The sequence below is a fragment of the Nonomuraea sp. NPDC049141 genome (assembly GCF_040648415.1).
In the GTDB taxonomy this organism is placed as follows: Bacteria; Actinomycetota; Actinomycetes; order Streptosporangiales; family Streptosporangiaceae; genus Nonomuraea.
On the sequence record NZ_JBEZDR010000038.1, the window covers coordinates 1 to 26,794 of the forward strand.

Consider the following 26,794-nt stretch of genomic DNA (forward strand, 5'->3'; position numbering starts at 1 on the left):
GCCTCCACGCCCATTTGGTCTTCACCCCCAAATACCGGCGGAAAGTGTTCACCGACGAGATGCTGCGCCGCTGTGAAGCCATCATGATCGAGGTAAGCGACAACTTCGGCGCCGTCCTGGTCGAGTTCAACGGCGGCGGTGGACGTCAGGCACGGCGCTCTGGTCGAGCGGGTCACCCAGGACGGCGAGGCGGCGATCGTCACCGCCGTGCATGGGGGAGACCGCCTCGAACTGATGGCGCGCTATGTCGTGGGTGCGGACGGCGGCCGCAGCCTGGTACCCCGGCAGGCCGGGATCGGCTTCGAGGGCCACGATGCGACCTTCACCGGCATAGTCGCCGATTTGCGCATGGACGGGTTGTGGTCGGGCGGGCGGTTGATGACCGACAACGAGCACGGCTGGATCACCTCGTTCCCCTTCGGCCAGGACGCGGACGGCGCTTCGGTAACGCGTTTCAACATCGTGCACGCGCGGCGACGTCATGCCCCGCAGTCCGAGACGGTGACCGAGGAGGAGGTGCGCGGTTGCCTGCGCGACATCCTGCAGCAGGATGTGGAGTTCGACGGCCTGCGGTGGGCGTCACGGTTCACCGATGCCCTGCGCATCGCCACGGCGTTCCGCAACGGCCGCATCCTGCTGGTGGGGGAGTCGGCCCGCATCCACTATCCGGCCAGCGGCGTCGGGATGAACTTCTGCATCCAGGACGTGTTCAACCTCGGATGGAAGCTCGCCGCCGTTATCAACGGTCACGCCGGCGACGACCTGCTGGACACCTACGAACAGGAGCGCCGGCCCGTCGCCGAGGAGCTGCTGCGCAGCGTGGAGGCGCAGTGCGCCGTGCAGTTCAACTTCACGCCGGAGGGCGTGGCGTTCAAGCGGATGTTCCAGGAGCATCTGCTGCCATTGCCGGAGGTCAACCGGCGTATCGCGTTGGAACTCAACGGTTTGACCCAGCCGTATCCGAGTCTGCGCGGCAGCCATCTCCTCACCGGTCACCGCGCCCCCGACCTCGAATTGGTCACTCCCGATGGCATCCGAAGGGTCGGAGAACTGCTGCGCGACCAACGCTTCCTGCTGATCGACTGCACCGGTGACAACAGCTACGCCGACCTCGACATCACCGGCCTGCCACTGCGCGTGGTCAGCGGGGTGCTTGTTGTGACCACCCCCGAGCTGCGGGCCGTGCGCAGCCTGTTGATCCGGCCCGACGCCTACGTCGCCTGGGCTGACGAAGACCCCCCCGACCCCCAGAATGCGGCCGACCAGATCAAGCACTGGATCAGGGGCCGGCGATGACCACGGCGACCCTCATCACCAACGGCCACGTCCTGAGCATGGACGACGCGGTCGGCGAGTTGCCGGTCGGTGACGTGCTGATCGAGGACGGCGTCATCCGTGAGGTGGCCCCGTCCATCGACCGCCCCGACGCCGAAGTCGTCGACGCCACGTCGATGATCGTCATGCCGGGGTTCGTCGACACCCACCGGCACACCTGGCAGACGGCGGTGCGGCACTACTACGTCGACACCGACCCGCTGCAGTACTTCGCCGAGATGCTCGGGCCGGTCGGCGCTGGCTACCGCCCGGAGGGCGTGTACGCGGGCAACCTCCTGGGCGCGCTCTCCGCGCTCGACTCCGGCATCACGACGCTGGTCGACTGGTCCCACATCCAGAACACTCCCGATCACTCCGACGCCGCCGTCCAGGCCCTGACCGAGTCCGGCATTCGCGCCGTCTTCGCCCACGGCTGGCCGCTGACACCCGAGTGGACGCGCGACAGCGCACTCGGCCACCCGCAGGACATCCGCCGCCTGCGTGAACAGTACTTCGCCTCCGACGGGCCGGAATGCGCGATCCAGGCGATGGTGGGCTACTTCGGCAGCTACGACTTCACGGCCCGCGCCGACTCGGCCCGGCCCGGCCCGACGCTGCCGGTGCCCGAAGAACTACTCAAGGCGAACTGGCCCGCGGACCTGCCGCGACCACCGAGCGCACGTCTGCGCCACGCGCTGCTCGCGGGCGTACCGGAGTCCGAGCTCACCAAGGAGCACCTCCGCGCGCTGAGCCCGGTCACGCACGTCCACCCCGGGAGTCCCCCAATGCTGCTTCTGCACGGGACGGGCGACGCCATCACCTCCGCGCAGCAGAGCCAGTGGCTCGCGGAAGCGGTACAGGCGGTCGGCGGCCAGGCCCGGACCCTGCTCCTGGACGGCGCCAACCATGAGGATCCCGCGTTCGACGAGCATGAGACCATCGCCGCCGTCGCGGACTTCTTCACCACACATCTCTGACACGACGGCGACTCCGCCACGACGGCGGCGAACAGGACATCGACGTGCACAACACGACCACGCCCCGGCTACCGAAACTCACCGAAGCCAAGCTGAACGAGGAGCAACTGGCCCTCTACCAGCAGATCACCTCGGGTGTCGGCGTCACAGGACCCCAGCACTTCGCGCTCCAGGACCAGGATGGGGCGCTGAACGGACCCTTCGGCGTGATGCTTGTACGCGCCTGCCCTCGGCGGCCGACTCCAGGAACTGGGAGCGGCGGTGCGCTACCGCACGCGGATGAGCGCCCGCACCCGCGAGATCGAGATTCTCGCCGTCGCCGCGGCAACCGGGAGCGACTTCGAGAGGTATGCCCACGAGCGGGTGGGACGCGCGGCAGGACTCACCGAAGAGGAGCTGTCCACTCTGGCCTGCGGCACCTTCACCTCCGAGGATCCCACCGAGGCGGCGGCCTACAGCCTGTGCCGACGGCTGCAGGATGACCCTCGCCCCTTGGACGACGACGAGTACGAGGCCGCGGTCACACCGCTCGGACGCGAGGGTGTGGTGGAGCTGGTCGTCCTCATCGGGTACTACCGCACCCTCGCGCAGCTGATGGAGGTGTTCGCGATCGGTGCGCCATCCTCCCAAAAGGAATCCACCCGTGACCGAGCTTGACGCCGATGTGAGCGTCGTAGGGGCTGGGCCCGGCCTGACCGTGGCCACCGAGCTCGGCCAGGAACTGCAGGATGGGCTGGCGGGTGGCCAGCACGGCGAAGGAGAGCAGCGTATACAGCAGCGGCTTGGGCTGGCTGCAGGGGTTGAGGGATGTAATCCGGGGCCTGGCCGTCCTTGAACATCAATCGCAGGCTGGCCGCTGTTGGGAGAAGCGGGGGGCTCTATCTTCGTTCTCATTAAAAATCTACAATGTAAAGGCGCTCGGCTGATGAACTACTAACCAACCGGAACACAGCAGGAACGGGCTTCGCCCGTACGCTCCGACGCAAACTGGCCCTGATCGTTTAGCCGGTTGGTGAGGAGGAATGCCTGGACCTGCGCGGAGAGCGCTAGGCGGGCATCTACGAGTTCGCGTAGCGAGTCGGGAGTTACGGCCGCTCAAGGAAGTCAGCGTATTGATCGCGGACAGGAGCCGCAGTCGTCTCAACGGGCCAGGCCAAGAGCGATCATCGTCGACTCGGGCGGCACCCGATACATCAACGAGGCGGGGCTCCTCCATAGAGGTTGGCCAGCGCATGTACCGGCGCCAGCTGGAGACCGGCGGCGGCGTGCCATCCTGAGAAGCTGCGGGCGCTGCTCGGCAGCACGCCCGCGGACGCCGTGCCCTGGCTGGTCGCGTTCGGGTCCGCGGTCGCCCTCTACGCTGTGCTGCGCTACATCAGCGACTTGTCCGGTATGCGGGTCGGGACCACCATGTTGCGCGGCATGTATCACCGGCTCGGCGAGCATCTGGCCGCCCGCTGCTGTCGCTGTCGGACATCGGCGGCAAACTCCGCGGCGCGCGTTCGGAGCTGGCCAGACTCGAGACGGTGCTACGCACCGAGCCGCTGCGGGAACCCCGCGAGCCGATCCAGCCGGCGCACCACGGCCTGGAGTTCGACGCCGTCGCCTTCTGGCACGGCGTGCACACGGTGTTCGACGAGGTGTCGCTCACCGTCCCTGAGGGACAGCGGCTCTGCCCGGCGGATGGGCGGCGAACGTCGGCGAGGGCGGCGCGCTGCTGTCAGGGGGCGAGCGCCAGCGTGTCTCGATCGCGCGGGCGCTGCTGAAGAACGCGCCCATCGTGCTGCTGGACGACGTGACCTCGGCGCTGGACCCGGTCAACGAGGCGGCCGTCCACGAGGGCATCCAGCGCCTGGTGGCGGGCCGGACGGTGGTGATGGTGGCGCATCGGATGCGGACCGTCCAACGCGCCGACCGCATCGTCTTTCTGGACGGCGGTCGGATCGTGGAGGAAGGCAGCCACGACGAACTGCTCGACCACGGTGGCCGCTACGCCGACTTCTGGAACATCTCCATGGCTCCCGCTGCGCGGAAAAGAGCCGGAGTATCGGGCGATCCGCTAGGCCCGTTTTCCGGCCTTGGGGGACATCGGTACAACCGTTGATGGTGGCAGGCCGTCGGTCTTCAACTCTGCGGGAACATTTGTCCAAGACTGGCGGCGGGCCGCGCGTGCATAGTCTCCGCATGAGTGAATACGACATTGAACGTTCGCATGGGATGCACGTGGTCCATGACGGCCCGCGGCAGGCGCCGCCGTTGTTGCTCATCCACGGGTCGGGGGCCTCGGGCGGTTTCTGGGGTCCGGTGGTCCCGGCGCTGGCTGGTCACCATCACGTCATCCGGGTCGACCTGCCGGGTTGCGGTCAGTCCCCGCCCGCGCCGTCGTTTGACGTGCCCGCGCAGGCGGGTCAGGTGGCGGCGCTGCTGGACGACCTCGGCCTTCGTCACGTCGCCGCGGTCGGGCACTCCAGCGGCGGCTACGTCGCCACCGCGCTGGCCGAACAACGTCCCGACCTCGTGGGTTCGCTCGCACTGATCAGTAGCGGCCCAAGTCCGGATGCGCTCCTCCGGCAGCCGTTCATCCTTCGGCTCCTGCTGGCCCCGCCTTTGGGCCCGCTCCTGTGGCCGAGGCGTTCGGATACGATGATCCGCAAGGGGATCAGCGCGACGGCCGTTCGCCCGGTGGACCTCCCGGACGACGTGGTCGCCGACGTACGGGGCATCACCTACCGCGTGATGAGGACGGTGCTGCGCCGGAACACCGCCTACATCGCCGAACGGAGCATGCCCGAGCGTCTGGCCGCCCTCGGGGTCCCCGTTCAGGTGATCTTCGGCTCTGCCGACCCCCGTTGGGAGCCGTCGTCGGCGCACCAGTACGACGCGGTGCCGAACGCACGGGTCGAGCTGCTGCCCGGCGTCGGGCACCTACCCATGGTGGAAGAGCCCGAGACGACCAGCAAACTGCTGCTGAGCTTCACGGCAACGGGCCGCCGATGACCCGTGATCCCTGATGCCTAGACTGGCCATGTGCTGCCGACCGGGACGCCACCTGACCGGGCGTGGGTGGACGTCGCAGTCCCACGCCCGTCGGTTCGGCTGCCGGGGGTCAGCATGGCCGGGTTTCGCCATCGTGCCCCGGCCTTGGTGGACATCGCCATGGTCGCGTACCCGTCCGTCACCCTGCTCGTCGATCTGAGCGAGGGAGGCGTCGTCTACGAAACCCATGGCCGGCACGAGCGCGGCAGTGTCGTCGTCGGGCTCCTCCCCGGCGATCTCCGGGCGGCTGGCTGGGGAGCCGGCCAGTGCCTCCAGATCCGGCTGGAGCCGGTCGCGGCGGCTGCGTTGTTTCGGCGCATCGACCGAGCTCAGCGGGACGGTGGTAGCCCTTAAGGAGGTCTGGGGCCGCGACGCCGAACGAGCCGAGGACAGGCTGCGCGCCGTCGCGTCGTGGGACGAACGGTTCACGATCGCGGTGGACATCCTCGGCCGACGGCTGGGTGCCCACCCACCGGTCGATCCGCAGGTCGCCTACGCCTGGCGGCGGACGCTGTCCAGCCGGGGGCGGGTGCGGGTCGACGGCCTGGCGGACGAGGTCGGCTGGAGCCGCAAGCGCCTGTGGTCCCGCTTCCAGTCCCAGCTCGGCATCACACCCAAACGCGCCGCCCGGCTGGTGCGCTTCGACCACGCCGCCCACCTACTCGCGGCGGGTCACGCCGCCGCCCGCATAGCCGCCGAGAACGGCTACGTCGACCAGTCCCACCTTCACCGCGAGGTCGCGACGTTTGCCGGGCTCACGCCCACGGCCCTGGCCGTCGCGCCGTGGCTCGCGGTCGACGACGTTGCGTGGCCGGCTTCATCGCCGACCCAGCGCCCGGCGAAGGATGGCGAACGCATCCGCGACCTTCGTTGAACAGCTTGCCTCCACGATGCGGCTGCCACGCGCCGTGCAGGTGGAGAGACCCGCCGTGTCAGGGCGGTTTCGTCAAAGTCCCCGCGGAAGGTTCGCTGGTCGGGGTCCCGGTAGCAATGAAGAAGTTTTCAACGAAATAGCGTCTGACCTGCGGATAGCCCGGTCTCTGCGGCTAAGGTCTCGATTCGCTTACGGTGCGGATCATGGAGCGACGATCCCTAATTTCAGCGAGGACGTCGGCGTTGGATGGGGTTGGCTTCAGCGGTGACGCGGGCGGAGGTCTCCTCGCCGAGTTGTACGTAGCGGCCGAGGCTGGCCAGGTGCTGGTGGCGGCTCTTGGCCTGCAGCTCGGGCGCGGTGCGGCCGGCTTGCGCGAGATGCTGCAGGGCCGAGTGACGGAGCTGGTGCAGGGTCCATCCCTGGCGGTGCGGGTCGAGCTGGGCTGTGGCGGTCTTGAACAGGTATTCGGCGCGCGGGTAGGACAGCCGGCCATGGCCGGTTACGGGGCAGACGTCGCCGGTTGCGGGCGCCCGGCGGCCGGAGGTGGGGGCGCGCCGGTCGGCCAGAAACACCGGCCCGGCGGTGCGGCCGGTCAGCAGGCGGGGCAGGATCCGGGCGGTGGGGGTGGCCCAGTGCACGTACTCGAGGGCGCCGCCCTTGGAGACGACGCGGGCGCGGCGGAACTCCAGGTCGAGGTCCCCGATGTTGAGGGTGAGGATTTCCTCGGCTCGGGCGGCCGTGTCGTACAGGAGCCGCCATAGCACCCGTTCTCGCAGCGCGTGCGCGGGGTCGGTGAACAGCTTCTCCAGCCGGGCGGCCGGGATGGCCCGATCACCGCGGCGGGCGGGCTTGCGACGCTCCAGCCGCCGGGCCGGGTTGGTGACCAGGAGTTCCTGGCGCTGGGCCCAGGTGGTGAAGGAGACCAGCGCGGACAGGTGCCGGTTCCAGGTGGCGGCGGCCGCGCTCTTCCACTGGTCCATCACCGCGGCGTACTGCTCGGGCGTGAGTGTGGCGACCGGATGCTGCGGCCCGGCCACGGTGGTCAGGCGGGCGAGGGTCTCGGCGTAGCCGGTGCGGGTGGTGGCCGCGGTGAGGGACTCCAGGAAACGGTCGGCGGCGGCGGCGACCGTCGAGCCGGTCGCGGGGTCGGTCGGCGGGCCGGGGAAGGCGACGACGGACACGGGCGACCTCCTCCAGGGCGATGTGACACATAATGTTGCCGAGTCGCCGTCGTGGCGGCGGATGCCGAGCTGGGCGGACATGGGCCGGCAAGGTTGAGTGACAGATAATGCAAGTTCTGTGTCACAAATGTGCGGCGCCATGGGCAGTGGCTAGGTGGTCGTTCGCGACCGGGCCTCGGCGGCCCAATGAGGGGGGCAGACCAAGTACGAGAGAAAGGGATAGTCATGTCGTTGACCAGGGCGATCACACGGCCCCACCCAGCGTGCCGCATGGCTCGCCAGCACGTTCGCCAACGGCGCCAGCGCCTGGCAGATGGTTACCCCCAGACCCGACACAGAGCGCCACCCGCGCTTTACACCGCACCGGGGCAACGACGTTCGGGAACCTGGTGCCCACCGAGCCGTCCCGGCTGGGGACGGTCAAAAGGCAACGGGGGTCCACCGGCGTCTTGGTCAATGGGTGATCACGATCTTGCCGTTGGCCTTGCCCTGCTCGACGTAGGCGAGGGCGTCGAGGGTTTCGTCGAAGTTGAAGGTGCGGTCGAGCACGGGGCGCAGCGTGCCGGCGTCATACAGAGCTGCCAGGGCCTTGAGCTGGGCACCGTCGGCGCGCATGAAGAAGAACGAGTACCGGACGCCCAGTCGCTTCGCCCGGCTGCGGACCTTGCGGCTCAGCACGGCCATGACCGGCTTGAGGAGCGGCTGGCCGAGCTGTGCGGCGAAGGCCGGGTCGGGTGGGCCGACCACGCTGATGGCCAGTCCGCCGGGCTTCAGGACCGTCAGCGACTTCTCCAGGCTGGCCGGGCCAAGCGAGTCGAGGACGACGTCGTAGCGGTTGAGGACGTCGGCGAAGTGGGTCGTGGTGTAGTCGATGGCTTCGTCGGCGCCGAGGTCTCGGACCTTGTCGATGTCGCGGGTGTGGGCGGTGGTGGCGACGTACGCGCCGAGGTGCTTGGCGAGTTGGATGGCGGTCGAGCCGAGGCCGCCGGCGCCGGCGTGCACCAGCATCTTCTGTCCGGGGCGGACGTCGGCGAGGTCGACGAGGCTCTGCTGAGCGGCGAGCGCCACCAGGGGTACGGCGGCGGCCTCGGCGAAGGAGAGCGAGGAGGGCTTGATCGCGATCGACTCGGCGAAGGTGCCGATCCGCAGGTCACGTGGTCGTGCGTAGATCTCGTCGCGAAGTCGGCCCCGCCCTGGTCGCGCGGGGATAAAGATCGTGGCTATGAGTGAGCCTTACCCGGACGAGTTGGTCGACGTGGTGGACCTGTACGTCGATGTCCAGCAGGTTCTGCTCAACCGGCTGGCCGCCGGTGCTGATCTGGGCCGTGTCGTGGTCGCCATGCAGGCTCACGAATTCCTGCAAACGCGGTCCGAGTGGGCGGAGCGGCGGCCGAAGTACCATCGTCTGCTGGCGGCGAGGCGTTCGGCGACTGACCGTGCAGTTCAAGCCCGGCGACAGCGCGCATGCGGTGGAGCAACTCGACTGGATGCGGGCGCAGTTCTTCGCCAACCGCCCAGACGACCGCCCTGCGGCGCGTAAACCTACGGGCCGTGTCTCCGCGGCGTCGAAGTGGGCCGACCGCATCAGATGCCTGTGCGACGAGGCCGGCCGTGCCGTTCTCAGCGGTGGTGCGGGCGAGGCAGCAATGCGAACGCGCTCTCCGCAATCGAGGTCAGGCGGGCGGGACTGTGGCCGTACGCGCCGACGACATCGGTCCCGCGGATGATGGTCAGCAGAAGGTACGCGAGGTCGTCAGGATCCGCGTCGGGGTCGATGTCGCCGTTGCGCTGCGCCGCTCGCACACAGTCGGCCACCGCCGTCGTGAGCACGGAGAAGCAGTCGTTGGCCAGGCGTTGCACCTCGGGGTCGGAGGTGCCGAGTTCCAGGGCCATCTTGGCGGCGAAGCAGGCCGCCGCCGCCCGGTCAGGGGCGGGGGGTACATCGGCGGCGAGTGGCACCCCGTGGACGGCGCGGAGCAAGTATCTGTGCAGTCGTTCCAGGGCGCCCTCGTCCGGTCCGGCGAGCGCCTTCGGCGCAAACTGCCCCAGCCGGGCGAAGTAGCCGGCCATCGCTTGCAGCAATACGCCGTGCTTGCCGTCGAACGCGGCGTAGAGGCTGCCGCGGCCCATGCCGGTGGCGGCGCTGATGTCGTCGACGCTCGTGCCGTTGTAGCCCGTGGTGCGGAACTGCCGCTCGGCGGCATGCAGGACGTGGTCGTGGTCGAAGCTTCGTGGTCTCGCCATACACAAAAGGTAGAGCCGACCTGCCGTACTTGACAACTCAGTACAGAACCGCCTAAGTTTCTGACAGTTCAGTACACAACCATCCTGGGACCCCGCACTGGGCACGACGAAGTCATGCCCGCAACCGAAGGAACCAACATGCAGACAGCTTCCCCAGTGGCCCTTGTGACGGGCGCCTCCTCGGGGATCGGGCGGGCGGCAGCGCTCGCCCTCGTGGACGCCGGCTTCGCGGTGGTCGGCACGAGCCGCAACGCGGCGAATGCCGGGCCGCTGGCCGGGGTGACGTTCCTCGATCTCGACGTGGCCAGCGACGAGTCGGTCCGCTCCCTGGTCGAGGAGGTGATCGAGCGGTTCGGTCGGATCGACGTCCTGGTCAACAACGCAGGCGTGGGCGCGGTCGGCGCCGGCGAGGAGAGCTCGATCAACCAGGCCAAGGAGGTCTTCGACATCAACGTCTTCGGTCTGATGCGGATGACAAACGCGGTGCTGCCCCACATGCGCGCCCAGGGCAGTGGCCGCGTGGTCAACGTCTCCTCGGTACTCGGTCTGATCCCAGCGCCCTTCATGGCCGTCTACGCTGCCGCCAAGCATGCGGTCGAGGGCTACTCCGAGTCCGTCGACCACGAGCTTCGCGAGCACGGCGTCCGGATGCTGCTGGTCGAGCCGGCCTACACGAGCACGAGTTTCGAGGCGAGCAGCCTGGCACCCGACTCGCCCCTGCCGGTCTACGCCGCGCAGCGGGAGATCGCTCGAGACGTGCTGGCCACCGCCGTGCGCACCGCCGACGACCCGGACGTTGTCGCGAAGGTGATCGTCGCGGCCGCCACCGATTCCAAGCCCAAGCTCCGGTACACCGCCGGCTCGATGGCCGCACGCGTGAGCCTCCTGCGCCGGATCGTGCCCTCGCGCGCCTTCGACAACCAAATCCGCAAGCTCAACCGGCTGGCCGGCTGACCCCGCAGTACACCCGGCGCCTGAGGAGACGCACATGTCCAAAACCAGAGACACCGAAGCCAGCATCAGCATCTGTCGTCCGAGCGCTCTTGGAGAAGGCTGACGCACATGGAGTTCGAACGCGTCACCTTCGACCTGCCACATGGCACCTTTCACGCGCTGCAGGGTGGTGATCCCGATGGTCAACCGACGCTCGTCTTGCACGGCTTCCCGGACCATCCGCCGACCGCGACGCCCTTCCTCGCCGAGCTCGGCCGCCGCGGACGTCACGTCGTCGCACCCTGGCTTCGCGGTTACGCGCCGTCCCCGACCGCGGGGCCGTTCGACTTCGCAGCCCTCACCAGCGACGTGCTCGCGCTGATCGACCGCTGGTCTCCCGGGCGAGCCGTGGAGTTGATCGGCCACGACTGGGGCGCCTTGATCACATACGATGCCTGCGTCACCGCGCCGGAGCGGATCGAACGCGCGGTCACGCTCGCCATCCCCCACCCCATCACGTTCCTGACCCGGCCGCGTCTCGCTCAGCTACGCCGAAGCTGGTACATGGGGCTCTTTCAACTGCCGGGAAGCGGCTTGATGGCCACCGCCCGCGATCTCGCCCTCATCGACCGCCTCTGGCGTCAATGGTCGCCCAGCCTCTCGCTCGATCCAGCTCTGCAGGTGGAGCTACACGAGCACCTGCGGGCGAGCATGCCCGCGCCCATCAAGTACTACCGGGCGATGCTGCGACCCGGCATGCTCGGGGCGACGCGCCGCCTATCTCAGCCGATCGCGGTGCCCCTGCTGCAGCTCCACGGTGCCGACGACGGCTGCTTCCTCCCCCCGCAGGTCGACGACCGGCATCGGTTCGCCGCCCCGCACGCGCTGGAGGTCGTCCCCGACGTCGGTCACTTCCTGCACATCGAGGCCCCCGAGGCGATCGCGGAACGGATCGCGGCATGGGCCCAGTAGCGGATCACTCGGCCCTCGCGGCGAGACCACCGGGATGGGCGGCGCGGGGCGGACTCTGACATGGCGTTGTCGCGGACGGCGGGATGGGGCGGATCGCCGCCCGGTGACCAGCGATGCAACCTTCAACCCGGTCGGTCAGAACCGTCAGGTGAACGCTGCTCGTCGATGAAGGCGACCATCAGCCGTTGCAGAGGTCGAGCTCCCCGACGAAGAAAGTTGGCCGCCTTCAGAATCGCGTCCTCACGCAGCCGACGGTTCTCCTCGTTCTCCTCGATCGTGACCCCGGGCGCCTCGCCGCCGTCAATCTCGGCCTGGGCGACCCAGCGCCACAACGACTTCTGCCTACCCCGACCTTCTTGGACACCGTCAGCACCGCCGCGGTATTTGGTCGGGTACTCGGCACGGTGCTACAGCACCAGCCGGACAGCTCGGGATCCAACTGCTTCGGCATGACATGCATCCCTTCCAACTCAGAAAGAATGCGGCATCAAACCGGCAAGGCCCCGCGAGGAGCATCGACTGCTCCTGGATGCGATCCGGCGCTGGGGCTCGGTGGACGCCGAGCGCGATTCCGCTCCGGTCACATCCGCCGGACCGGGGTCGAGCTGACCCGGCATCCGGAGCTGTTCAACCATGGCTCGCCGTAAGGCTCGGGTCAGAACGTCCTTCTGCTGGCGAGGTAGGCGTGGACTGCGGAGATGACCACGGATCCCTCGCCGACGGCCGATGCCACCCGCTTGACGGAGTCTGCGCGCACGTCACCGACGGCGAACAGCCCGGGTATCGAGGTGGCGAAGCTGTCGTGGGTGAGCACGAAGCCCTTGGCGTCGAGGTCGACACCGATGTCGTGCAGCCAGGTCGTGCAGGGGTCCGCGCCGATCATCAGGAACAGTGCGGCCGCGTCGAGTCGTACGTCCCGGTCGCGGGCGCGGTCGTGCCAGGTCAGCCCGCTGAGCCGGCTGCTGCCATGGACGGTGGACAGTTCGCAGCGAGGGTGCACGGTGATCCGCTCGTGGTGGGTCAGGCGCTGCGCCAGGTAGTTCGACATGGTGTCGCACAGGTCATCGCGGCGGATCAGGACGTGGACGTGGCCGGCGTTCCGCGCGAGAAACAGGGCCGCCTGGCCGGCGGAGTTGGCGCCCCCGACCACGACGGCGTTCCGCCCGGAGACCGAGTTGGCCTCCAGTTGGCTTGCGGCGTAGTAGACGCCACGGCCCTCCAGGTCGGCCAGGCCAGGCAGGTCCAGGCGCCGGTAGCGCACGCCGCTGGCGATGATCACCGCTGAGGCGAGGACGTCGTACTCGTCGTCGAGCCGCACCCGAAACCCGCCGGGCACCTCCGACAGCCCAGTGACTGAGCGGGGTGATAGAAGCCTGGTCCCGAACTTGACCGCCTGCAGCATCGCCGCCCGTGCCAGTTCAACCCCGGACACGCCGCGGTAGAAGCCGAGGTAGTTCTCGATCCGTGACGAGCTGCCGGCCTGGCCGCCGATGGCGACGTCCTCGACGACGACCACGTCCAGTCCCTCCGACGCCCCGTACACAGCAGCGGCCAGCCCCGCCGGTCCGGCGCCCACCACCAGCAGGTCACACCGGGAATCGTCGGCGATGCCCCACAGGTCGATTCCCAGCGCGGTTGCCAGGTCACGCGTGGTCGGCGCTGTCATTACGCGGCGCTGTGGCGTGACAACGGCCGTACCGGTCTCGGGCAAGGCACAGGTCTGCGCCAGCTCCGACCACGCCGACGGGTTCGAGCGCAGCACCGTCCGGTAGGGAATCTGGTTGCGTTCAGCGAAGTCCTGGAGGCGGTGCAGGTCGCGGTCGTCGTCTCCGGCCAGTACCAGACCGCCCTCGCCTTTCCTGCTCAGGAAGCGCCGCCGGGCATCCAAAGCGGACAGCACGACATCGCTCAGCTCCCCCGAGATCTCCACCAGCCGGCGCAGTTCCTCCACCCGAACCCGCAGGATCGCGGTGTCTTTCATGGCCACGCCCTGGAAGACGGCGCGTTGCCCCATCAACATGCCCAGCTCGCCGACGAAGTCACCGGCCTCGATCACGAAGACGACCCGGTCGTCCCGGCGGTCCACGAGGAGCACGCCACCGGTCAGCACGAGGTGCAAGTCGGTGGGATCACCGGCGTCCCACAGCAACTCGCCGGGCGTGGGGTGCAGCTCCTCACCGGATGACCGCAACAGGTCCAGGGCGTGTTGGCTCAACACCGGCCAGGCCTCATCAACCTCGTCCAGCCGACGGGACGAGTAATGGGTCAGCTCGTCCGGCACGGGGATGATGCTCATGCTTCTCCCTTACCTGGCAGGCGAATCGCTCCGGTCACGATTCTCCTCCGCTCGTTTCGCCGGCGTCGGCCCCGACTTCCGCTTCCCCAGGCTCAACTCTCGCCACGGCCATCGCGACCGTGCCCAACCACCACAGCGAGAGCCCTTCCTGGACCCTGACCAGCCTAATCGTTGTTTTTGCGCTGGAAACTACGGGCGGCCCCATACGCAGAAGGTTAGGCCGAACTGCCGTACTTGACAACTCAGTACAGAACCGCCTAGGTTTCTGACTGTTCAGTACACAACCGTCCTGAGCTTGCCGGACCGGCTTGGTCCAGGCGTGCAGGACCGCGACGCCGCGAAGGCGGCTTGGGGGTTGAACTCATGACACAGGTGACCCAGCGACCGCCCTTTGGCGAGGACTCCGCGAGCGATGCGCTGGCCGAGGGGACCGTCGACGCGGTGGTGATCGGCGGGGGCGCCGCGGGGCTGAACGGTGCACTGATCCTCGCCCGCTCCCGCCGCTCGGTCGTCGTGATCGACAGCGGCTCCCCGCGCAACGCGCCCGCGAAGGCCGTGCACGGCTTGATCGCCTTGGACGGCACCCCGCCGCCCGAGATCCTTCGACGGGGCCGGGAGCAGGTGCGCCAGTACGGCGGACGCGTCGTCCACGGCGAGGTGGTCTCGGCCGAGTCTGCCACCCCGTCGGCGGACGGGGACCTGCGGTTCACCGTCACCCTGGCCGACGGCCGCAGCATCACCGCTCGCCGCATCCTGGTGGCCACCGGCCTGACGGATGTGCTGCCGGAGGTGCCCGGGCTCGCCGAGCACTGGGGGCACAGTGTGGTGCACTGCCCGTACTGCCACGGCTGGGAGGTGCGCGATGAGCCCATCGGTGTCCTCGCCATCGGCGCGGCATCCATCGGCCACGCGTTTTTGTTCCGTCAGCTGACCGAGGACCTGACCTACTTCACCCACGGCACTGACCTGGACGAGGACAGCCGCGCCCGCTTCGCCGCCCGCGGCATCCGCATCATCGACACCCCGGTCACCGAGGTCGTCAACGACGAGGACGGTGCCCTCGCCGGGGTGCGCCTGGCCGACGGCCGGGTCGTGGCCCGCCGCGTCCTGGCGGTCGGCCCGCAGATGCAGGCCCGCACCCAGGGCCTGGAAGGCCTGAGCCTGCCGGTGCAGGACCTGCCGAACATGGGCCGCGGTTTCGCCTCCGGCCTGGCCGGCACCACCGAGGTGCCGGGTGTGTGGGTGGCCGGCAACGCCACCGATCCGGTCGCCCAGGTCGGGGCCTCCGCAGCGGCCGGCGCGCTGGCCGGCGCCGACATCAACAGGATGCTGGCCATCGCGGACACCGACGCGGCCCTCCAGGGGATCGCCGAGGTAGGCCCAAAAGGGCCACAGGATGATCTTGAGCCCTGAGATCTCAGCCCGTCACCCGCTCGCCTCACCTTCGTTGGTGGGGAAACCGATCTGTTTTCCCAGACTGGAAACCGATCAGTTTCCAGACGGTTTTCAGCCATGCCCAGCAAGCAAGCAGCAGGAGCGTCCCGCCGAGGTCAACGCCACACTCCTCGACTTCCTCGCCCGCCTCGACGACTCCACACCCTCAGGCTTCCTGAATAGCCGACCCACCCCAACCAGATGCAGGACACGACAATGTCGGAGCGCAATCCCATGGACAAGAACACGACATCGCGACAGCGGGCCCTGGTGGTCGGCCTCGGGATCAGCGGGATCGCCTCCGCGCTGCGACTGCATCGCGCGGGCTGGGACGTGGTGGTGCTGGAGAAGGCCCCCGAGCGGCGCCGCGGCGGATACTTCATCGCCCTGTTCGGGACCGGGCTCGCCGCCGCCGAACGGCTGGGCATCGCCGATGCGGTACCGAATCGCTTCGCTCCGGAAGGCGTGAGCTACGACGTCGACCGCACGGGCCGGCGCCGCCGCGGTATAGGCTACGCCGATGTGTTCGGCGGGTCTCGAATGGTGATGCGGGGCGACATCGAAGACGCGGCCTTCACCGCCCTGCCCGACGAGGTCGAGATCCGGTACTCGACCGTGCCGATCGCGCTGGACCAGTACCTCGACGGGGTGGACGTCGAGATCCGCGACCTGACGACGGAGACGACGACCGTCGAACGGTTCGACCTGGTGGTCGGGGCAGACGGACTGCGCTCGACGGTGCGCCGGCTTGCGTTCGAGCCCGAGCAGAGCCCGATCCGTCGGCTGAACTACATGATCGCCGTGTACAGCCTGCCCGAGCCGGTACCCGGCTACCGCCTACAGGACGGGCTGTACATGGCCGAGGCGGGCCGATCGGCGTGGGTGTTCTCATTCGCCGACCGTCCGCCGTCGGTGCTGTTCTCCTACCGCACCGACGACGTGGACGCCGAGTTCACCCGGCCGGCCATCGACTCGCTGCGCGCCGCCTACGGCCCCGAGCCCACCGGCTCCACGCTCGGTTGGCTGCTCGACCAGTTCGAGAAGGCCCCGGACCACCTGTTCGACTCCGCCGAGCAGGTGCACCTCGACCACTGGCACCGCGGCCGAGTCGTGCTCGTCGGCGACGCCGCGTGGTGCCTGACCGTTTACTCCGGCATGGGGGCATCCACCGGCCTGGCCGGGGCGGACCTGCTCGGCACCATGCTGGAACGCCACCCGCACGACGTGCCACGAGCGCTGCAGGACTGGGAGGACCACCTGCGCCCGTTCATCGACCACCACCTCGGCAGCGGTGTGAGCATGCGCGGTTTCTTCACCCCAGGCAACCGCGCCGAGTTGCTGCTTCGGTCCGTGATGATCCGCCTCGCCCGGCTGCCGATCGCCGGCCGGCTGCTCGCCAAGATGATGACCAACAGGGCGCGGATGAAAAGTCTGGATATCGCCGCCGCTGCAGCGTGAGTGGAGTTCCTCGAATACGAGCGGGAGAACGAGGTCGTCTGGGCCCGCAACGACTTCGTCGAACGAATGCTCGGACGCAAGCCGCGCACTGAGGCTTTCCGCACACTATCACTGCGCACAACGCAGGATCACTGCAACGAACACAGTGCAACTGCCATCGGAGGTCGGGATGAAACCGAAGAACGTGTCACCGCAGCACCTCGTTGAGGGCATCGCCGTCGCTGCATCCGACCAGAGCTGCTCGATTTCGGTGGGGATCCGGCTATGAACGCCCCGGCCCTAGCCCGCGGCGCCGCGGTGCAGGTCAAGGCGCCGCCGCTGTTGTACGGCCTTTCCTTGGCTGCGGCGCTGGCGGTGCACCAGTGGGTACTGCCCTTGCCGCTGTCGCTGCCGGGGCTCACCTACGCCGGGCTGGTTCTGGTCGTGGCGGGGCTGGGGTTGGGCCTGTCCGGTGTGGTGACCGTGCTCGCACACCGCACCACGCTCGCGCCGCACCTGCCGGTGTCGCGGCTGGTCGTGGCCGGCCCGTACCGGGTCAGCCGCAACCCGATGTACACCGGACTGTCGGTCGCCCTCGTCGGCGCCGGCCTCTGCGCCGGGTCGTGGTGGCCGCTGATCGTGGCACCGCTGTGCATGCTGGCCACCTACCGGTGGGTGATCCGCGCCGAAGAGGCCTACCTGCTCGACCGCTTCGGCGCCGACTACCAGCGCTACCGAGCTCAGGTGCGGCGCTGGCTCTGACCCACCCTGCAGGGCCGACAGGCCGGGCTCTGCCCGTGAGCCGACCGCACCACATCTCATCGCTTCCCCCGCAGGCGTGCGGGTGCAGGATCTCGGGGCATGGCCGGCCTGCAGGCCGGTGCCCAGGCGGCGATGTTCGTGGGCTACCACGCCCGCGCCGGCACCGGTGGCGCGGTGCTCGCCCACACCATGGCCGACGCCGTCCTCGACGTCCGCATCAACGGCACCTCGCACGGCGAGATCGGTATCAACACGCTACTGGCCGGCTCCTACGGCGTGCCCGTCGTGCTGGCCAGCGGCGATGAGGCGGCATACGCGGAGTTCAAAGCCCCGGCGCCCCAGGCCGCACCGTGCCGGTCAAACGCGGTCTCGGCCAGCACGCGGCCGACGGCATGCACCCCGACGAAGCGCACGAACGCCTGCAGCGCGGCGCCAGCCAGGCGATGCGATCGCACGCCACCACAGCACCGGCCTCGGTGCCACAGCCGCTCCGCCTCGAGGTCGACCTGCACCAGCCGCGCACGGCGGACCTGGCCGCTCTCCTGTCCGGCCTCACCCGGAGCGGGCGCACCGGCGCCTTCGACGCCGAGACCATGACGGCCGCCTACGGCATGCTCCACGTCATCGCCGCGCTCACCCAGAACGGGCCGTAGGTACCCAGGGGGTGGCCCGCGCCCGGCGCAAGCCACCCCTACGATCAACCGCCTGCGCCCCCTCCCTGCGGAAGGCGCGGCGCAGAACCTGTCAGGGCGTCAGCCCCAGCTCGCGAAGTTGCGCGGGCCGCAGCGGCCGCCAGCCGCTGGTGTCGAGCTTGGCCAGCTCCGCCTCCACGTCAACATTGATGACGCCGAAGAAGTTGATGTTGTCGCTGTGGCCGGGCGAGATGTGCGACAGGATCTCGTCGCTCACCTCCCGGCCCTGGGAGCGCAGCTCCAGCACCGCTCTGGAATAATATTCTGTCGTCCAGGCGACCACGGAGTTGGTCAGCAGGGTCAGGCACCACGCCTGCTCGGTCTGCTGCTCCAGATGCGGGCGGGTGATCGTGCCCTACTGGGCGTAGTGCAGGTCACGGCGCAGCGCGTGCAGGCTCTCGCCCTTGTTCAGCTGACGGGAGATCTTCCTTCTGAATGCTGGGTCCGACAGGTATTTGGCCAGGTGGACGGTCCTGCGCAGCATGCCCCATTCCTTCAGCGCGGCGGCCAGGGTGTTCTGCCGCGAAGCGGCCGACCACTTGCCGACGATCAGCGAGGCGGTGGCCTGCCCGTACTTCAGCGACCCGGCCATCCGCAGCAGATCCGGCCAGCAGCCGGCCACCAGGTCCTCGTTCCAGCGCGCGCCCAGCAGCGGCCCGGCATGCGGATAGCGCTTGGCGATCTCGGTCGGAGTCTCCTCCCGCACCAGGGTGACCCGGGTCAGATCCCGCAACCGCGGGGTCAGCGCCTTGCCGACCAGGTCGAACAACGCAAAGTCGATCAACGTTGCTCCGTGACTATCGGTCGCGTGCTCGGCGATCGGAAGGTCGGTCGCGTTGCCCAGGAAGTCGTCCAGGACGAAGTGCGCCTCCCGCGCCGTCGGCACGATGATCTTCGTGCCGTACGTCGACCACTGATCGGAGACATGGGTGTACGTGGACAGCACCTGACCACCGTGAATGACCATGTTCCGGCCGGTCAGCGTCTTGCCGCGGACCGGGAAGCGCTGGCCGTCGGAGGAGCTCATGGTGCCACCGCCGAACACCTTGGCCAACTCCAAGCCGTAGTGGTGGTCAACGATGACCGTGTTGGCCTCGCGCCGGCCATGCCCGGCCCGCCCTGGAGGTCGATCGCGGCCAGCACGTTCGGCGTGAACTGGCGCAGGTAGGTGTAGGAGGACTCCAGCTCCGACAGCCGGCCGTGGTCCCGGGGGAGCGGCTTCCACGCATCGGAGGTGATCTCCCGCAGCCGCTGCATGCCGATCCGCTCGCGCAGCATCCCGCCCACCTCATCATCAGGGATCGACGGATCGGCCAGCACCGGCAGGATCACGTCCATCACCAGCTGCCGGGCCTCACCCTTCTTGGCCCGCTCGACCAGCGCCTCATCCGTCTTGGACTTCGCCCGCGACTCCCGCGCGCTGACGGCCTGGTCAAACAGGGACACCACCTCATCGAGCTGGTCGACCGCGGCCTGGGCGACGAACGCCAGCAGGATCGGGAACTTACGCTCCTTGCGCCGCTCCAGCCCCTGGTTGGTCGAGCGGCGCGCCACCTGCGCCAGGAACCGGCGCCGCTCGTTCGGCAGCACCGACACATCCATCTGATGCGCGTCGATCGCGCGCAGCCAGGTCAGCTTGTCGATCGACGTCTTCACCGACGTCGCCGAGGCGTCCCGGGCCGGGCTGACCAACCACTCCAGCCGGGTCATCCCCAACCCCTCATCGACGGCCAGCATCCGTTCCAGGTCGGAGCGGACCTCAGCGGTCAGCAGATGCCCCACCAGCTGCGAGGTCAGATCCGAGGCCGCCTTGCGCGCCGTGCCGACCATCTTGGCCAAGATGAGCACGCCGGGCCCGATCACCTTGGCCGCCATCAGATACTCGCGCGCCAGGTTGAACAGCAGCGTCGGCGAGTCGTGCTCCATCGCCCGGTCCAGCAGGAACTGCTCCAGCTCCTTCATCGCCTGGCTGCCCGCCGGCGCGGTCTGCCACTCCAGATACTTGGCGATCAGGCCCAGATGATCAGAGCGGGTCTGATCGCGCTTGCCGTACAGCCGCAGCGCCGCCGGGGTCACCCCCAGCCGCTCGGCCACCCGCGCTACCGCCACGGCCGGTGCCGCGGCCACGTCGTCGGGCACGAACCCGAGCCAGGGCAGCGTGCACAGCTGAACCAGCATGCCCAGCTGGTCGATGGTCCCCCGCCCCTTGCCCGGATCGACGAACGCCACATCCGCCGCCGTCGGCGTGAAATACCGGATCAACTCATCGCTGGCGATCTCCGGGTACGAACGCAGCTGCTCCAGCTGCTCCTCGGAGAACATCTTCTCGGACAAACGCACCACCTCTACCTGCCGTACCGGACGAAACCGGAACGAACGTAGCGGCAGTGATCACTAACTCGTCAAATGCAACCGTTTCCCCAGTTCAGGGGCTATTTCGTTGGAAATTTCTTCATTGCTACCGGGACCCCTGGTCGTGGCCGCATCTCGAGAACTTCCGGCTGAGCCAGCGCGATCGTCAGCTGCCAAGCTGTGGCCAGGCCGACATCGACGCCTGGCGCCTACCTGGGGTGTCACCGGAAGACGAAACGGGCCGCGGGCTGATCACCGGTCGTTAGGATCTGGTGGTTCGCGCTGGTTGGTAACGGTTTCCGGGGGTTCGGGTGGCGTCGATCGATCGGACGGCCTATCCGAGGTTCGTGAGGGCGGTGTCTGCTCGGGAGTTGGCGGAGTTGTTCACCCCATCGCTGGCTGAGGTGGAGTGGGCGGAGCGCTCGCTCCCCGCGGGTCGCACGCTCGGCCAGCCCCTTTCAGGCAGCCTCAGCCAGAGCGGTGAAGTCGATCTCGGGCAGGTCGGGGTCGAAGTCGTCGGGGCGCAGCCGCAGCACGTCGGTGGCGTACAGGCCGAACCGGCCGATATGCGCGGTCAGGTAGGGCGACAACTGCGCCACGTCCTCGGCGCTGATTTCCCAGCCCTCGGCCAGCAGTCGGCGCATCACCTCCATCATGTCCAGCGCCGTGACGATGACCACCCCGACACCGGCCAGTAACGTCCCCGCCGTCAGCGCGCCCCGACCAATCTGGAGTCAGGTGGGCCTTGCCGCTGGCGTGCTGGGCGCCCCCGCCGGCGTCTCCTTCGCCCACCCCTTGCTCGGACTTGCGCTCGGAGTTCTGGAGACGGTCATCATGGTGACCATCCTGTTGGCAGCGCTGCTAGGCAGCGAGACCATCAGCGAACGCGCGTTTCGTCTACTGCGCTGGCTGGCCAACCGTCCAGAACCTCCCGCCCCTGGCCATGGCGCTCCCACCGCACCCGGCCACACCAGCCAAACCCTTCATAGCCGAGCGCGCGCTCACGGAAGATCGCAAGCTCTCTGGTCAACACGCAGCACTTGACAGAGAACGGCTGGTCAAGCTCTCAACGATCCACCGGCGCGGCAACTGCGGGAAGCCTACTTGCCTGACGTGCCTGACAGACCTCCAAGCGGCTGACCAGCCGGTTCGCTTGACAACCCCAGATAACGGTCGCTGCGCGTGCGATCGTTATCTGGGGTTCTTGACCTCTTCTCGCAGGTCAGAGATGAGATGATCTTTTCAGGCGCGTAAGGCATGTTGACCGATCTTGAAGGCATGTTGCATCGATAGCGTCGCCAGGCGTTTTGGCCGATCGCGCGATGGCGATTGTCTCGGCGGAGACCACCGCGCATACCGACATGCCACTTGAACTGCATGGATGTAGTTTTCGGCAGGCGCAATAATCGACGCTCTCAGAGCCGTCCGCTGAGCGACCCGGCCGATCTCTGGCCATGATCAGCGCTTGACGTTCCACTTTCGCACCGTTTTGTCCGTCCCGGTGGTGAAGAGCGCCTGTCCGTCCGCCGTGAACGTGAGGTCGGTGACCTTGCCGGTGTGGCCGGTCAGCGGCGTGAGCCCCTGACCGGTCGCGGCATCGAACAGAGCCGGTTCGCCCTCCTTCGTCACGGCGGCGATGAGCTTGCCGTCCGGACTGAACGCCAGATCGCCCCGCACCATCGCGGTCAGAGTCGCGCGAACCTTCCCGGTCGCGAGGTCGAAGAGGCGGACGCCCCCGTCCTTGTCGGTCGCGTACGCCTTGGAGCCGGGCGTGAAGCCGGCGAAGCGCCCGGCCTTGGCGACCGAAGCCAGCCGTTTCCCGTCGGGCACGCGCCTCAGCTCGAATCCGTCCTTGCCGCTCGGCAGCGTGTCGGCGAGCGTCTTGCCGTCGGGGCTGATCCACACCGGGGATGAAGCGTTGTCCAGCGTCGCCGTGGCTTTGCCGCCGACCACGTCCCACACCTTCGTCACCCCGCCGGCGGCACCCGTGACCAGCACCTTCCCATCCTGGCTGAACCCCATGCTCTGGATCCCGTTATGGTGGCCGGTCAACGTGGCCAGCAGCTTGCCCGTCGAGGGGTCCCACAAGCGGATCGGCGCGTCAAAGGGCTGGTCGGTGGCGAGCGCGCTGGCCGTGGCGACGGTCTTGCTGTCCGGGCTGAACGCCACGGCCGCCCCCTGGTGGCCGGTTAACGAGGCCATGACGTCGCCCCTGCTGGTGTTACGCAGCGAGACGGTCGTCGTGCCACCCGAGAGGACACCCAGCGACTCGCCGTCCACCGTGGTGACTTCGCGCTTGCCGTCGAAGTAGGCAGCGGCGACCAGCTTGCCGTCCGGGCTGAAGACGACGTCGTGGTCCGTGTCGAACGTCGCCACCTTCTGGCCGGTCGATGTGTCCCACAACCTCGCGATCTGCGCGGCGGCCTGGTCGACCGGCGGGTCGAGCGTGACCACCCAGCGGCCGTCGGGGCTCAGCTCGGCGGACTCGATCGAGCCGTCGTGACTCAGCGTGATCATCCCCAGCGTCGCCCCGAAGCCTGCCGGGCCGTTGCCGCTCTCTGTAGTGCGCTGTTTGGGCAGTGCGGAGAAGGTACCGATCGTCGCGGCGATGGCGATGGCGACGACGAGGCCGATCGCGCCGAAGACCAACACGCGTCGGCGCTTCGTGACGGCCACCGGGGCGCTGCCGGGTGGCGACGGCGATGGCGTCTCGACCTGAGGCGCCTCGACCTCAGGCGTCTCGATTGTGGGCGGAGGTACGGCGGGCGGGGACAGCCGGGGCGGCGCGACGTCACCCAGGGCGGCAGCGGCGGCCTCCCGCACTTGCCTGCTGTCATCGTCGTCGCGTAACCCGGCGAGCGCCTCACGGGCGGCCCGCCGATAGCCCTCGCGCCCCCCGGCCAGCAGCTCGGCGAGCGCTCGCACCGCCTCCAGCCTCAGCACGGGCCGATCGCTGCCGAGATCGGCGCGGACCTCCTCCGGCAGCACGGCCGGGCGGACGCTGCGCGCGACCACCAGCGCCCCGGTCGTCTCGAAGCTCCACTTACGCGGCACCTGCCCGACCCCGGCCTCGCGGACGCGCCGGGCGACGTAGTCGAACAGCTCGTCAACGGTGATCTCACCATCGTGATCCAGATCGGCGCCCCCGGTCCTGAGCCCGTGTACCAGCGCTTCGGTGAAAACGGACGGCTGAGCCTCGTAGGAGGTGAGCCGGCCGCCCTCGAACGCGTACTCGGTCGCGCTGGACGCGGTCAGCACCGTACGCCCGGACCCACCCCCGCGGAACTCGTCCCCGAGGTAGACGGTGCGGTCCGCGCGCACCGGAGTGTCGCGCGCGAACGCCCCGCTGTAGCAACAGTCCAGCACCAGCAGCATCGACCGCGACGCGGACTCGCTCATCTGCTCGGAGATGAACGACGCCGGCAGCCCGGTCGCCGCGAGCGAGTCCAGCTCGGTATCGGCCGCCGCCAGGTAGAGCCGACCCCGCTGGTCCTTGAGCCCATGACAGGAGAAGTGCAGGAGCAGGACGTCGTCAGACCGCCGGTCGGCGAAGAGAGCCGCGACCCGGCGGCGCAACACGGACTCACTGGCATCGGTGAGCGTTTCGACATCGAAGGCACCGATGCCCGGTTCGCCGAGGACCTGGGCAAGCGCCATGATGTCGGAGACCGGCGAACGCAACCGGCTCAGCCCGGGATCCTGGTAGACCGCGTTGGCCACCAGAAGCGCGCTCCGCCGGCCGGCCGTACCGGAAGCAGCCGCACCACCAGACGTAGCACCGGCCTCGACGGAGACCAGGACCCGGCGACGACGTGGATGCGCCTGCCGCCACCGCTGGACGTAGTCCGCGATCTGCGCCACGGACGCCGCCGTGGACAGTCCCGTCACCAGGAAGCCGATCCCGGCGGCGAGCAGCTCGGCCGACCGGGTCCCGTCAGGGGCCGGCCCCTCCACCGCCCGCGTGACCCCGGAGATCCCCGACGCCATCAGGTCCCGGCGGAACTGGATGGCCAGCTCCTCGACCTCCGCCGGATCGACGTCGGCCCCGGCCGGGGTGATCCGCAGTGAGAAACCGTTCTCTTCTGACATCGCCGCTCCGGATCAGGATGTCGAACGTGGCAGACACCCCGATGCTGCCCGAGGAACCAGCCGCGCGCCACGTTTTCCGGGGGTCGTCTCATGGACTCCCGTCACCGGGAATGCGCGCGGCCGACAGTCGGCGCGACACCTACGCTGTCGTCCCGTTCCCCGAAATCGCCACTTGAAATGAGAGAGCAAGACCAGTGACCACCCCAGATACAACTGGCGAACCGCAGGTCAACGATGACTTCACACGGCTGGCAGCGGTCAGCGCAGCTGGTGCAGCGCCGCTCGCCCAGACGCCGGTCGCGGTCGCGCCCCGGACGAGGAGCGGCAGTGATCGTTATCTTGGGTTGTCAAGCGAAATAGATGGTCAGCTGCTTAAAGGCGTGTCAGGCACGTAAGGCAAGTAGGTGCGCAGCAGTCAGGCGTGGCGGGCCATCTTGACGGCTGAGATCAGCAAGACGATGGCCAGGGTAGGGATGAGGACCAGGTCCGGGATGACGCCGAGCAGCCGGCCGCCCCCTCTGTGTCAAGCCGCGGGCCGCAGGTGCTGCCGAGCCCATTCCTCGAAGCTGGTGAGCGAAAGGCCGAGGTCCCTGGCGTACTGCGGGCGGGCCGGCTGGCCGGCTATGTTCATCCACTCGTGTGAGGCGCCCATCGCCGGCATTCCGGCGGCGAGTGCCTGCTCCTCGGTCATGTCCGGCGCGGACAGGTGCGTGCCCAGCGCGCGGGAGAGAACCTCGGCGACCTCCGTCATCGACAGATAGTCGCTCGCCAGCTCCAGCTCGACCCCGTGGAACCGCTCCGGCTCGGCGATGGCTGCGGCGGCTGCGCTGCCGATGTCGTCCACCGCGACGAGGGACAGCCGGGTGTCCGGCTTCACGACGCTCACCAGACCTCCTTCAACACCCCGCGGGAACAGGAAAGCCATGGACGGCAGGAAGTTATCCATGAAGAAACCCGGCTTGAGGATCGTCCAGCGGGAGAAGCCAGCCGCGCGAACCCGGTCCTGGATCGTGCTCTTGGCTCCCAGACTGGCGTCCAAGGAGCCCCAGCGGCCTGCGATCCAGCCAGGAGCCTCGGTGTGCTGACCGGCGCCACTGGTGGACGTGTGTACGAACTGCGGCACTCCCGCAGCCTGCGCGCCCTCGATGAGGTTGACGGCCTGGGCCACCTCTCCATCGAAATCGAAACCTTTGGCGGCCATGGCGGGCATCTGAACAGAGAAGACGGCGCGGACACCCTTGGCGGCCCGCACCACCGAATCGCGATCGTGGAGATCACCGGTGACCAGATCGGCGCCTAGCGCCTCGACGGCCTTGGCTCGCTCGGTGTCGGGGTAACGCACCAGAGCGCGTACGGAAACGCCTGCAGCGAGCAGGGCACGAGCGGTGGCGCCGCCCTGCCTGCCGGTGGCGCCGGTGACCAGGACGGGTGCGGAATCTGCAGACATGGTGCTCCTCAGGGCTATAAACGGCGGGGGCCGCCGTTTTCTGTGCGATAAGATATGGCGGGCCCCGCCATTTAGCAACCCTGGAGATGACGCCCATGCCCGACCGCCAGCGCGCGGACGCCCGGCGCAACTACGCGCGCATCCTCACCGTGGCTGAGGAGGAGGTCGCCGCGCACGGGGCCGGCGCCTCCCTGGAACAGATCGCGCGCATCGCGGGGGTCGGCTCGGCCACCGTACGCCGCCACTTCCCGACCCGCCGGGCGCTGCTGGAGGCGGTCTCCCATCAACGCATCGAGGCCCTGGCCACCCGCGCCCGCGAGCTAACAGACAAGGGCGACAGCCGCGATGCGCTCCTGGAATGGCTCAGTGACGTCGTCGCCTACTGCGTCGCGGCCCGAGGGCTGGCGGCGGCACTGGCCTACGACGGGGCCGAGCCCGACCCCGTACACGAGAACACCTGCTCGGCGATGATGGCAGAGGCGGGGAACCCCCTGCTGCAGCGCGCCGTGCAGGACGGGGCAGTGGCGGAAGGTGTCACCGTCGCCGACCTGATCGCGCTGATCGTCGGCGTCGTCCTCGCGACGGAGCACCACCCTGACCCGGCGGCCCGCGCGGACCGGCTGTTCCGGCTGGCCGTGGCGGGCCTGAGCCCGCGGGGCTGAGAAGCCTGCTCGAAAGACCGTCCCTCGTCCTGCCTGCTTGATGCGAACCGTCAGGCGGCGAAATCGTCAGTGCGTGCCAGCCGGGTGATCGC

The 26,794-nt window shown here is 68.7% G+C and carries 25 protein-coding genes and 3 pseudogenes; 17 read left to right on the top strand and 11 right to left on the bottom strand.

The features are described 5' to 3' along the window. The 9 genes and pseudogenes from AB0B91_RS60525 to AB0B91_RS60565 form a co-directional block, all read left to right on the top strand. Positions 1-134: pseudogene (locus AB0B91_RS60525) on the top strand (transposase); the annotation flags it as partial. A 4-nt stretch (positions 135-138) separates the two neighbouring features. After that, complete coding sequence (locus tag AB0B91_RS60530; RefSeq protein WP_358341569.1) at positions 139-1,296, top strand: FAD-dependent monooxygenase; 1,158 nt, start codon at positions 139-141, stop codon at positions 1,294-1,296. Next, on the top strand, positions 1,293-2,291 hold the full coding sequence (locus AB0B91_RS60535; RefSeq protein ID WP_358341572.1) for an amidohydrolase family protein: 999 nt from the start codon (positions 1,293-1,295) through the stop codon (positions 2,289-2,291). Before AB0B91_RS60530 ends, AB0B91_RS60535 begins: the two co-directional genes overlap by 4 nt. 261 nt (positions 2,292-2,552) lie before the next feature. Continuing rightward, a complete protein-coding gene (locus AB0B91_RS60540; protein WP_358341575.1) occupies positions 2,553-2,948 on the top strand; it encodes a carboxymuconolactone decarboxylase family protein in 396 nt (131 codons plus the stop codon). 869 nt (positions 2,949-3,817) lie between these two features. Next, on the top strand, positions 3,818-4,057 hold the full coding sequence (locus tag AB0B91_RS60545) for a hypothetical protein (RefSeq protein ID WP_358341578.1): 240 nt from the start codon (positions 3,818-3,820) through the stop codon (positions 4,055-4,057). Then, complete coding sequence (locus AB0B91_RS60550; RefSeq protein ID WP_358341710.1) at positions 4,009-4,395, top strand: ATP-binding cassette domain-containing protein; 387 nt, start codon at positions 4,009-4,011, stop codon at positions 4,393-4,395. The genes AB0B91_RS60545 and AB0B91_RS60550 overlap by 49 nt, the downstream gene beginning before the upstream one ends. 80 nt (positions 4,396-4,475) lie before the next feature. After that, complete coding sequence (locus AB0B91_RS60555; RefSeq protein WP_358341581.1) at positions 4,476-5,288, top strand: alpha/beta hydrolase; 813 nt, start codon at positions 4,476-4,478, stop codon at positions 5,286-5,288. Positions 5,289-5,402: 114 nt separating this feature from the next. Then, positions 5,403-5,681, top strand: coding sequence for a hypothetical protein (locus AB0B91_RS60560; RefSeq protein WP_358341584.1), 279 nt, complete (start codon positions 5,403-5,405; stop codon positions 5,679-5,681). Then, positions 5,668-6,201, top strand: coding sequence for a helix-turn-helix domain-containing protein (locus tag AB0B91_RS60565; protein WP_358341587.1), 534 nt, complete (start codon positions 5,668-5,670; stop codon positions 6,199-6,201). The genes AB0B91_RS60560 and AB0B91_RS60565 overlap by 14 nt, the downstream gene beginning before the upstream one ends. Positions 6,202-6,425: 224 nt before the next feature. Here AB0B91_RS60565 and AB0B91_RS60570 read toward each other — a convergent pair whose 3' ends face one another. The 4 genes from AB0B91_RS60570 to AB0B91_RS60585 all read right to left on the bottom strand — a co-directional run bounded on the left by AB0B91_RS60570 (position 6,426) and on the right by AB0B91_RS60585 (position 9,626). Beyond that, positions 6,426-7,382, bottom strand: a complete 957-nt coding sequence (locus tag AB0B91_RS60570; protein WP_358341590.1) for a tyrosine-type recombinase/integrase — start codon at positions 7,380-7,382, stop codon at positions 6,426-6,428. Positions 7,383-7,835: 453 nt separating this feature from the next. Further along, positions 7,836-8,450 (bottom strand): NADP-dependent oxidoreductase, encoded by a 615-nt coding sequence (locus AB0B91_RS60575; protein WP_358341593.1) that lies wholly within the window; start codon positions 8,448-8,450, stop codon positions 7,836-7,838. A gap of 82 nt (positions 8,451-8,532) precedes the next feature. Next, positions 8,533-8,733, bottom strand: a complete 201-nt coding sequence (locus AB0B91_RS60580; protein WP_358341596.1) for a hypothetical protein — start codon at positions 8,731-8,733, stop codon at positions 8,533-8,535. A gap of 269 nt (positions 8,734-9,002) precedes the next feature. Beyond that, a complete protein-coding gene (locus tag AB0B91_RS60585) occupies positions 9,003-9,626 on the bottom strand; it encodes a TetR/AcrR family transcriptional regulator (RefSeq protein ID WP_358341599.1) in 624 nt (207 codons plus the stop codon). Between the two features lie 138 nt (positions 9,627-9,764). Here AB0B91_RS60585 and AB0B91_RS60590 point away from each other — a divergent pair, with 138 nt between their 5' ends. After that, positions 9,765-10,580, top strand: a complete 816-nt coding sequence (locus AB0B91_RS60590; RefSeq protein ID WP_358341602.1) for an oxidoreductase — start codon at positions 9,765-9,767, stop codon at positions 10,578-10,580. Between the two features lie 108 nt (positions 10,581-10,688). After that, positions 10,689-11,531, top strand: a complete 843-nt coding sequence (locus AB0B91_RS60595; RefSeq protein WP_358341605.1) for an alpha/beta hydrolase — start codon at positions 10,689-10,691, stop codon at positions 11,529-11,531. Between the two features lie 122 nt (positions 11,532-11,653). Here the strand turns inward: AB0B91_RS60595 and AB0B91_RS60600 are convergent, their stop codons facing one another. Both AB0B91_RS60600 and AB0B91_RS60605 read right to left on the bottom strand, forming a co-directional pair. Then, positions 11,654-11,863 carry a hypothetical protein gene (locus AB0B91_RS60600; protein ID WP_358341608.1) on the bottom strand — a complete coding sequence of 70 codons (210 nt, stop codon included), beginning with the start codon at positions 11,861-11,863 and terminating at the stop codon, positions 11,654-11,656. Between the two features lie 323 nt (positions 11,864-12,186). Further along, positions 12,187-13,827: an FAD-dependent oxidoreductase gene (locus AB0B91_RS60605; protein ID WP_358341611.1), complete on the bottom strand. Its 1,641-nt coding sequence runs from the start codon at positions 13,825-13,827 to the stop codon at positions 12,187-12,189. Between the two features lie 363 nt (positions 13,828-14,190). On the opposite strand from AB0B91_RS60605, the gene AB0B91_RS60610 reads away from it, so the two are divergent. From AB0B91_RS60610 to AB0B91_RS60630, 5 genes and pseudogenes are all read left to right on the top strand, one after another. Next, positions 14,191-15,240, top strand: coding sequence for an NAD(P)/FAD-dependent oxidoreductase (locus AB0B91_RS60610; protein WP_358341614.1), 1,050 nt, complete (start codon positions 14,191-14,193; stop codon positions 15,238-15,240). A gap of 222 nt (positions 15,241-15,462) precedes the next feature. Then, positions 15,463-16,719, top strand: a complete 1,257-nt coding sequence (locus AB0B91_RS60615; protein ID WP_358341617.1) for an FAD-dependent monooxygenase — start codon at positions 15,463-15,465, stop codon at positions 16,717-16,719. Beyond that, positions 16,720-16,926: a hypothetical protein gene (locus AB0B91_RS60620; RefSeq protein ID WP_358341620.1), complete on the top strand. Its 207-nt coding sequence runs from the start codon at positions 16,720-16,722 to the stop codon at positions 16,924-16,926. A gap of 57 nt (positions 16,927-16,983) precedes the next feature. After that, positions 16,984-17,460: an isoprenylcysteine carboxylmethyltransferase family protein gene (locus tag AB0B91_RS60625; protein WP_358341623.1), complete on the top strand. Its 477-nt coding sequence runs from the start codon at positions 16,984-16,986 to the stop codon at positions 17,458-17,460. Between the two features lie 132 nt (positions 17,461-17,592). Further along, positions 17,593-18,113, top strand: a pseudogene (locus AB0B91_RS60630) (M55 family metallopeptidase). A 91-nt stretch (positions 18,114-18,204) separates the two neighbouring features. On the opposite strand, the pseudogene AB0B91_RS60635 reads toward AB0B91_RS60630, so the two are convergent. The 5 genes and pseudogenes from AB0B91_RS60635 to AB0B91_RS60655 form a co-directional block, all read right to left on the bottom strand. Beyond that, a pseudogene (locus AB0B91_RS60635) lies at positions 18,205-19,197 on the bottom strand (Tn3 family transposase). Next, positions 19,176-20,486 carry a DUF4158 domain-containing protein gene (locus AB0B91_RS60640; protein ID WP_358341626.1) on the bottom strand — a complete coding sequence of 437 codons (1,311 nt, stop codon included), beginning with the start codon at positions 20,484-20,486 and terminating at the stop codon, positions 19,176-19,178. The pseudogene AB0B91_RS60635 and the gene AB0B91_RS60640 overlap by 22 nt, the downstream one beginning before the upstream one ends. A gap of 476 nt (positions 20,487-20,962) precedes the next feature. After that, positions 20,963-21,184, bottom strand: a complete 222-nt coding sequence (locus AB0B91_RS60645) for a Tn3 family transposase (RefSeq protein ID WP_358341629.1) — start codon at positions 21,182-21,184, stop codon at positions 20,963-20,965. A gap of 778 nt (positions 21,185-21,962) precedes the next feature. Next, positions 21,963-24,593, bottom strand: a complete 2,631-nt coding sequence (locus tag AB0B91_RS60650; protein WP_358341632.1) for a caspase family protein — start codon at positions 24,591-24,593, stop codon at positions 21,963-21,965. 523 nt (positions 24,594-25,116) lie between these two features. Beyond that, a complete protein-coding gene (locus AB0B91_RS60655) occupies positions 25,117-26,040 on the bottom strand; it encodes an NmrA family NAD(P)-binding protein (RefSeq protein ID WP_358341635.1) in 924 nt (307 codons plus the stop codon). A 95-nt stretch (positions 26,041-26,135) separates the two neighbouring features. Between AB0B91_RS60655 and AB0B91_RS60660 the strand changes: the two genes are divergently transcribed. Further along, positions 26,136-26,702 (top strand): TetR/AcrR family transcriptional regulator, encoded by a 567-nt coding sequence (locus AB0B91_RS60660; RefSeq protein ID WP_358341638.1) that lies wholly within the window; start codon positions 26,136-26,138, stop codon positions 26,700-26,702. Positions 26,703-26,794 lie beyond the last annotated feature (92 nt).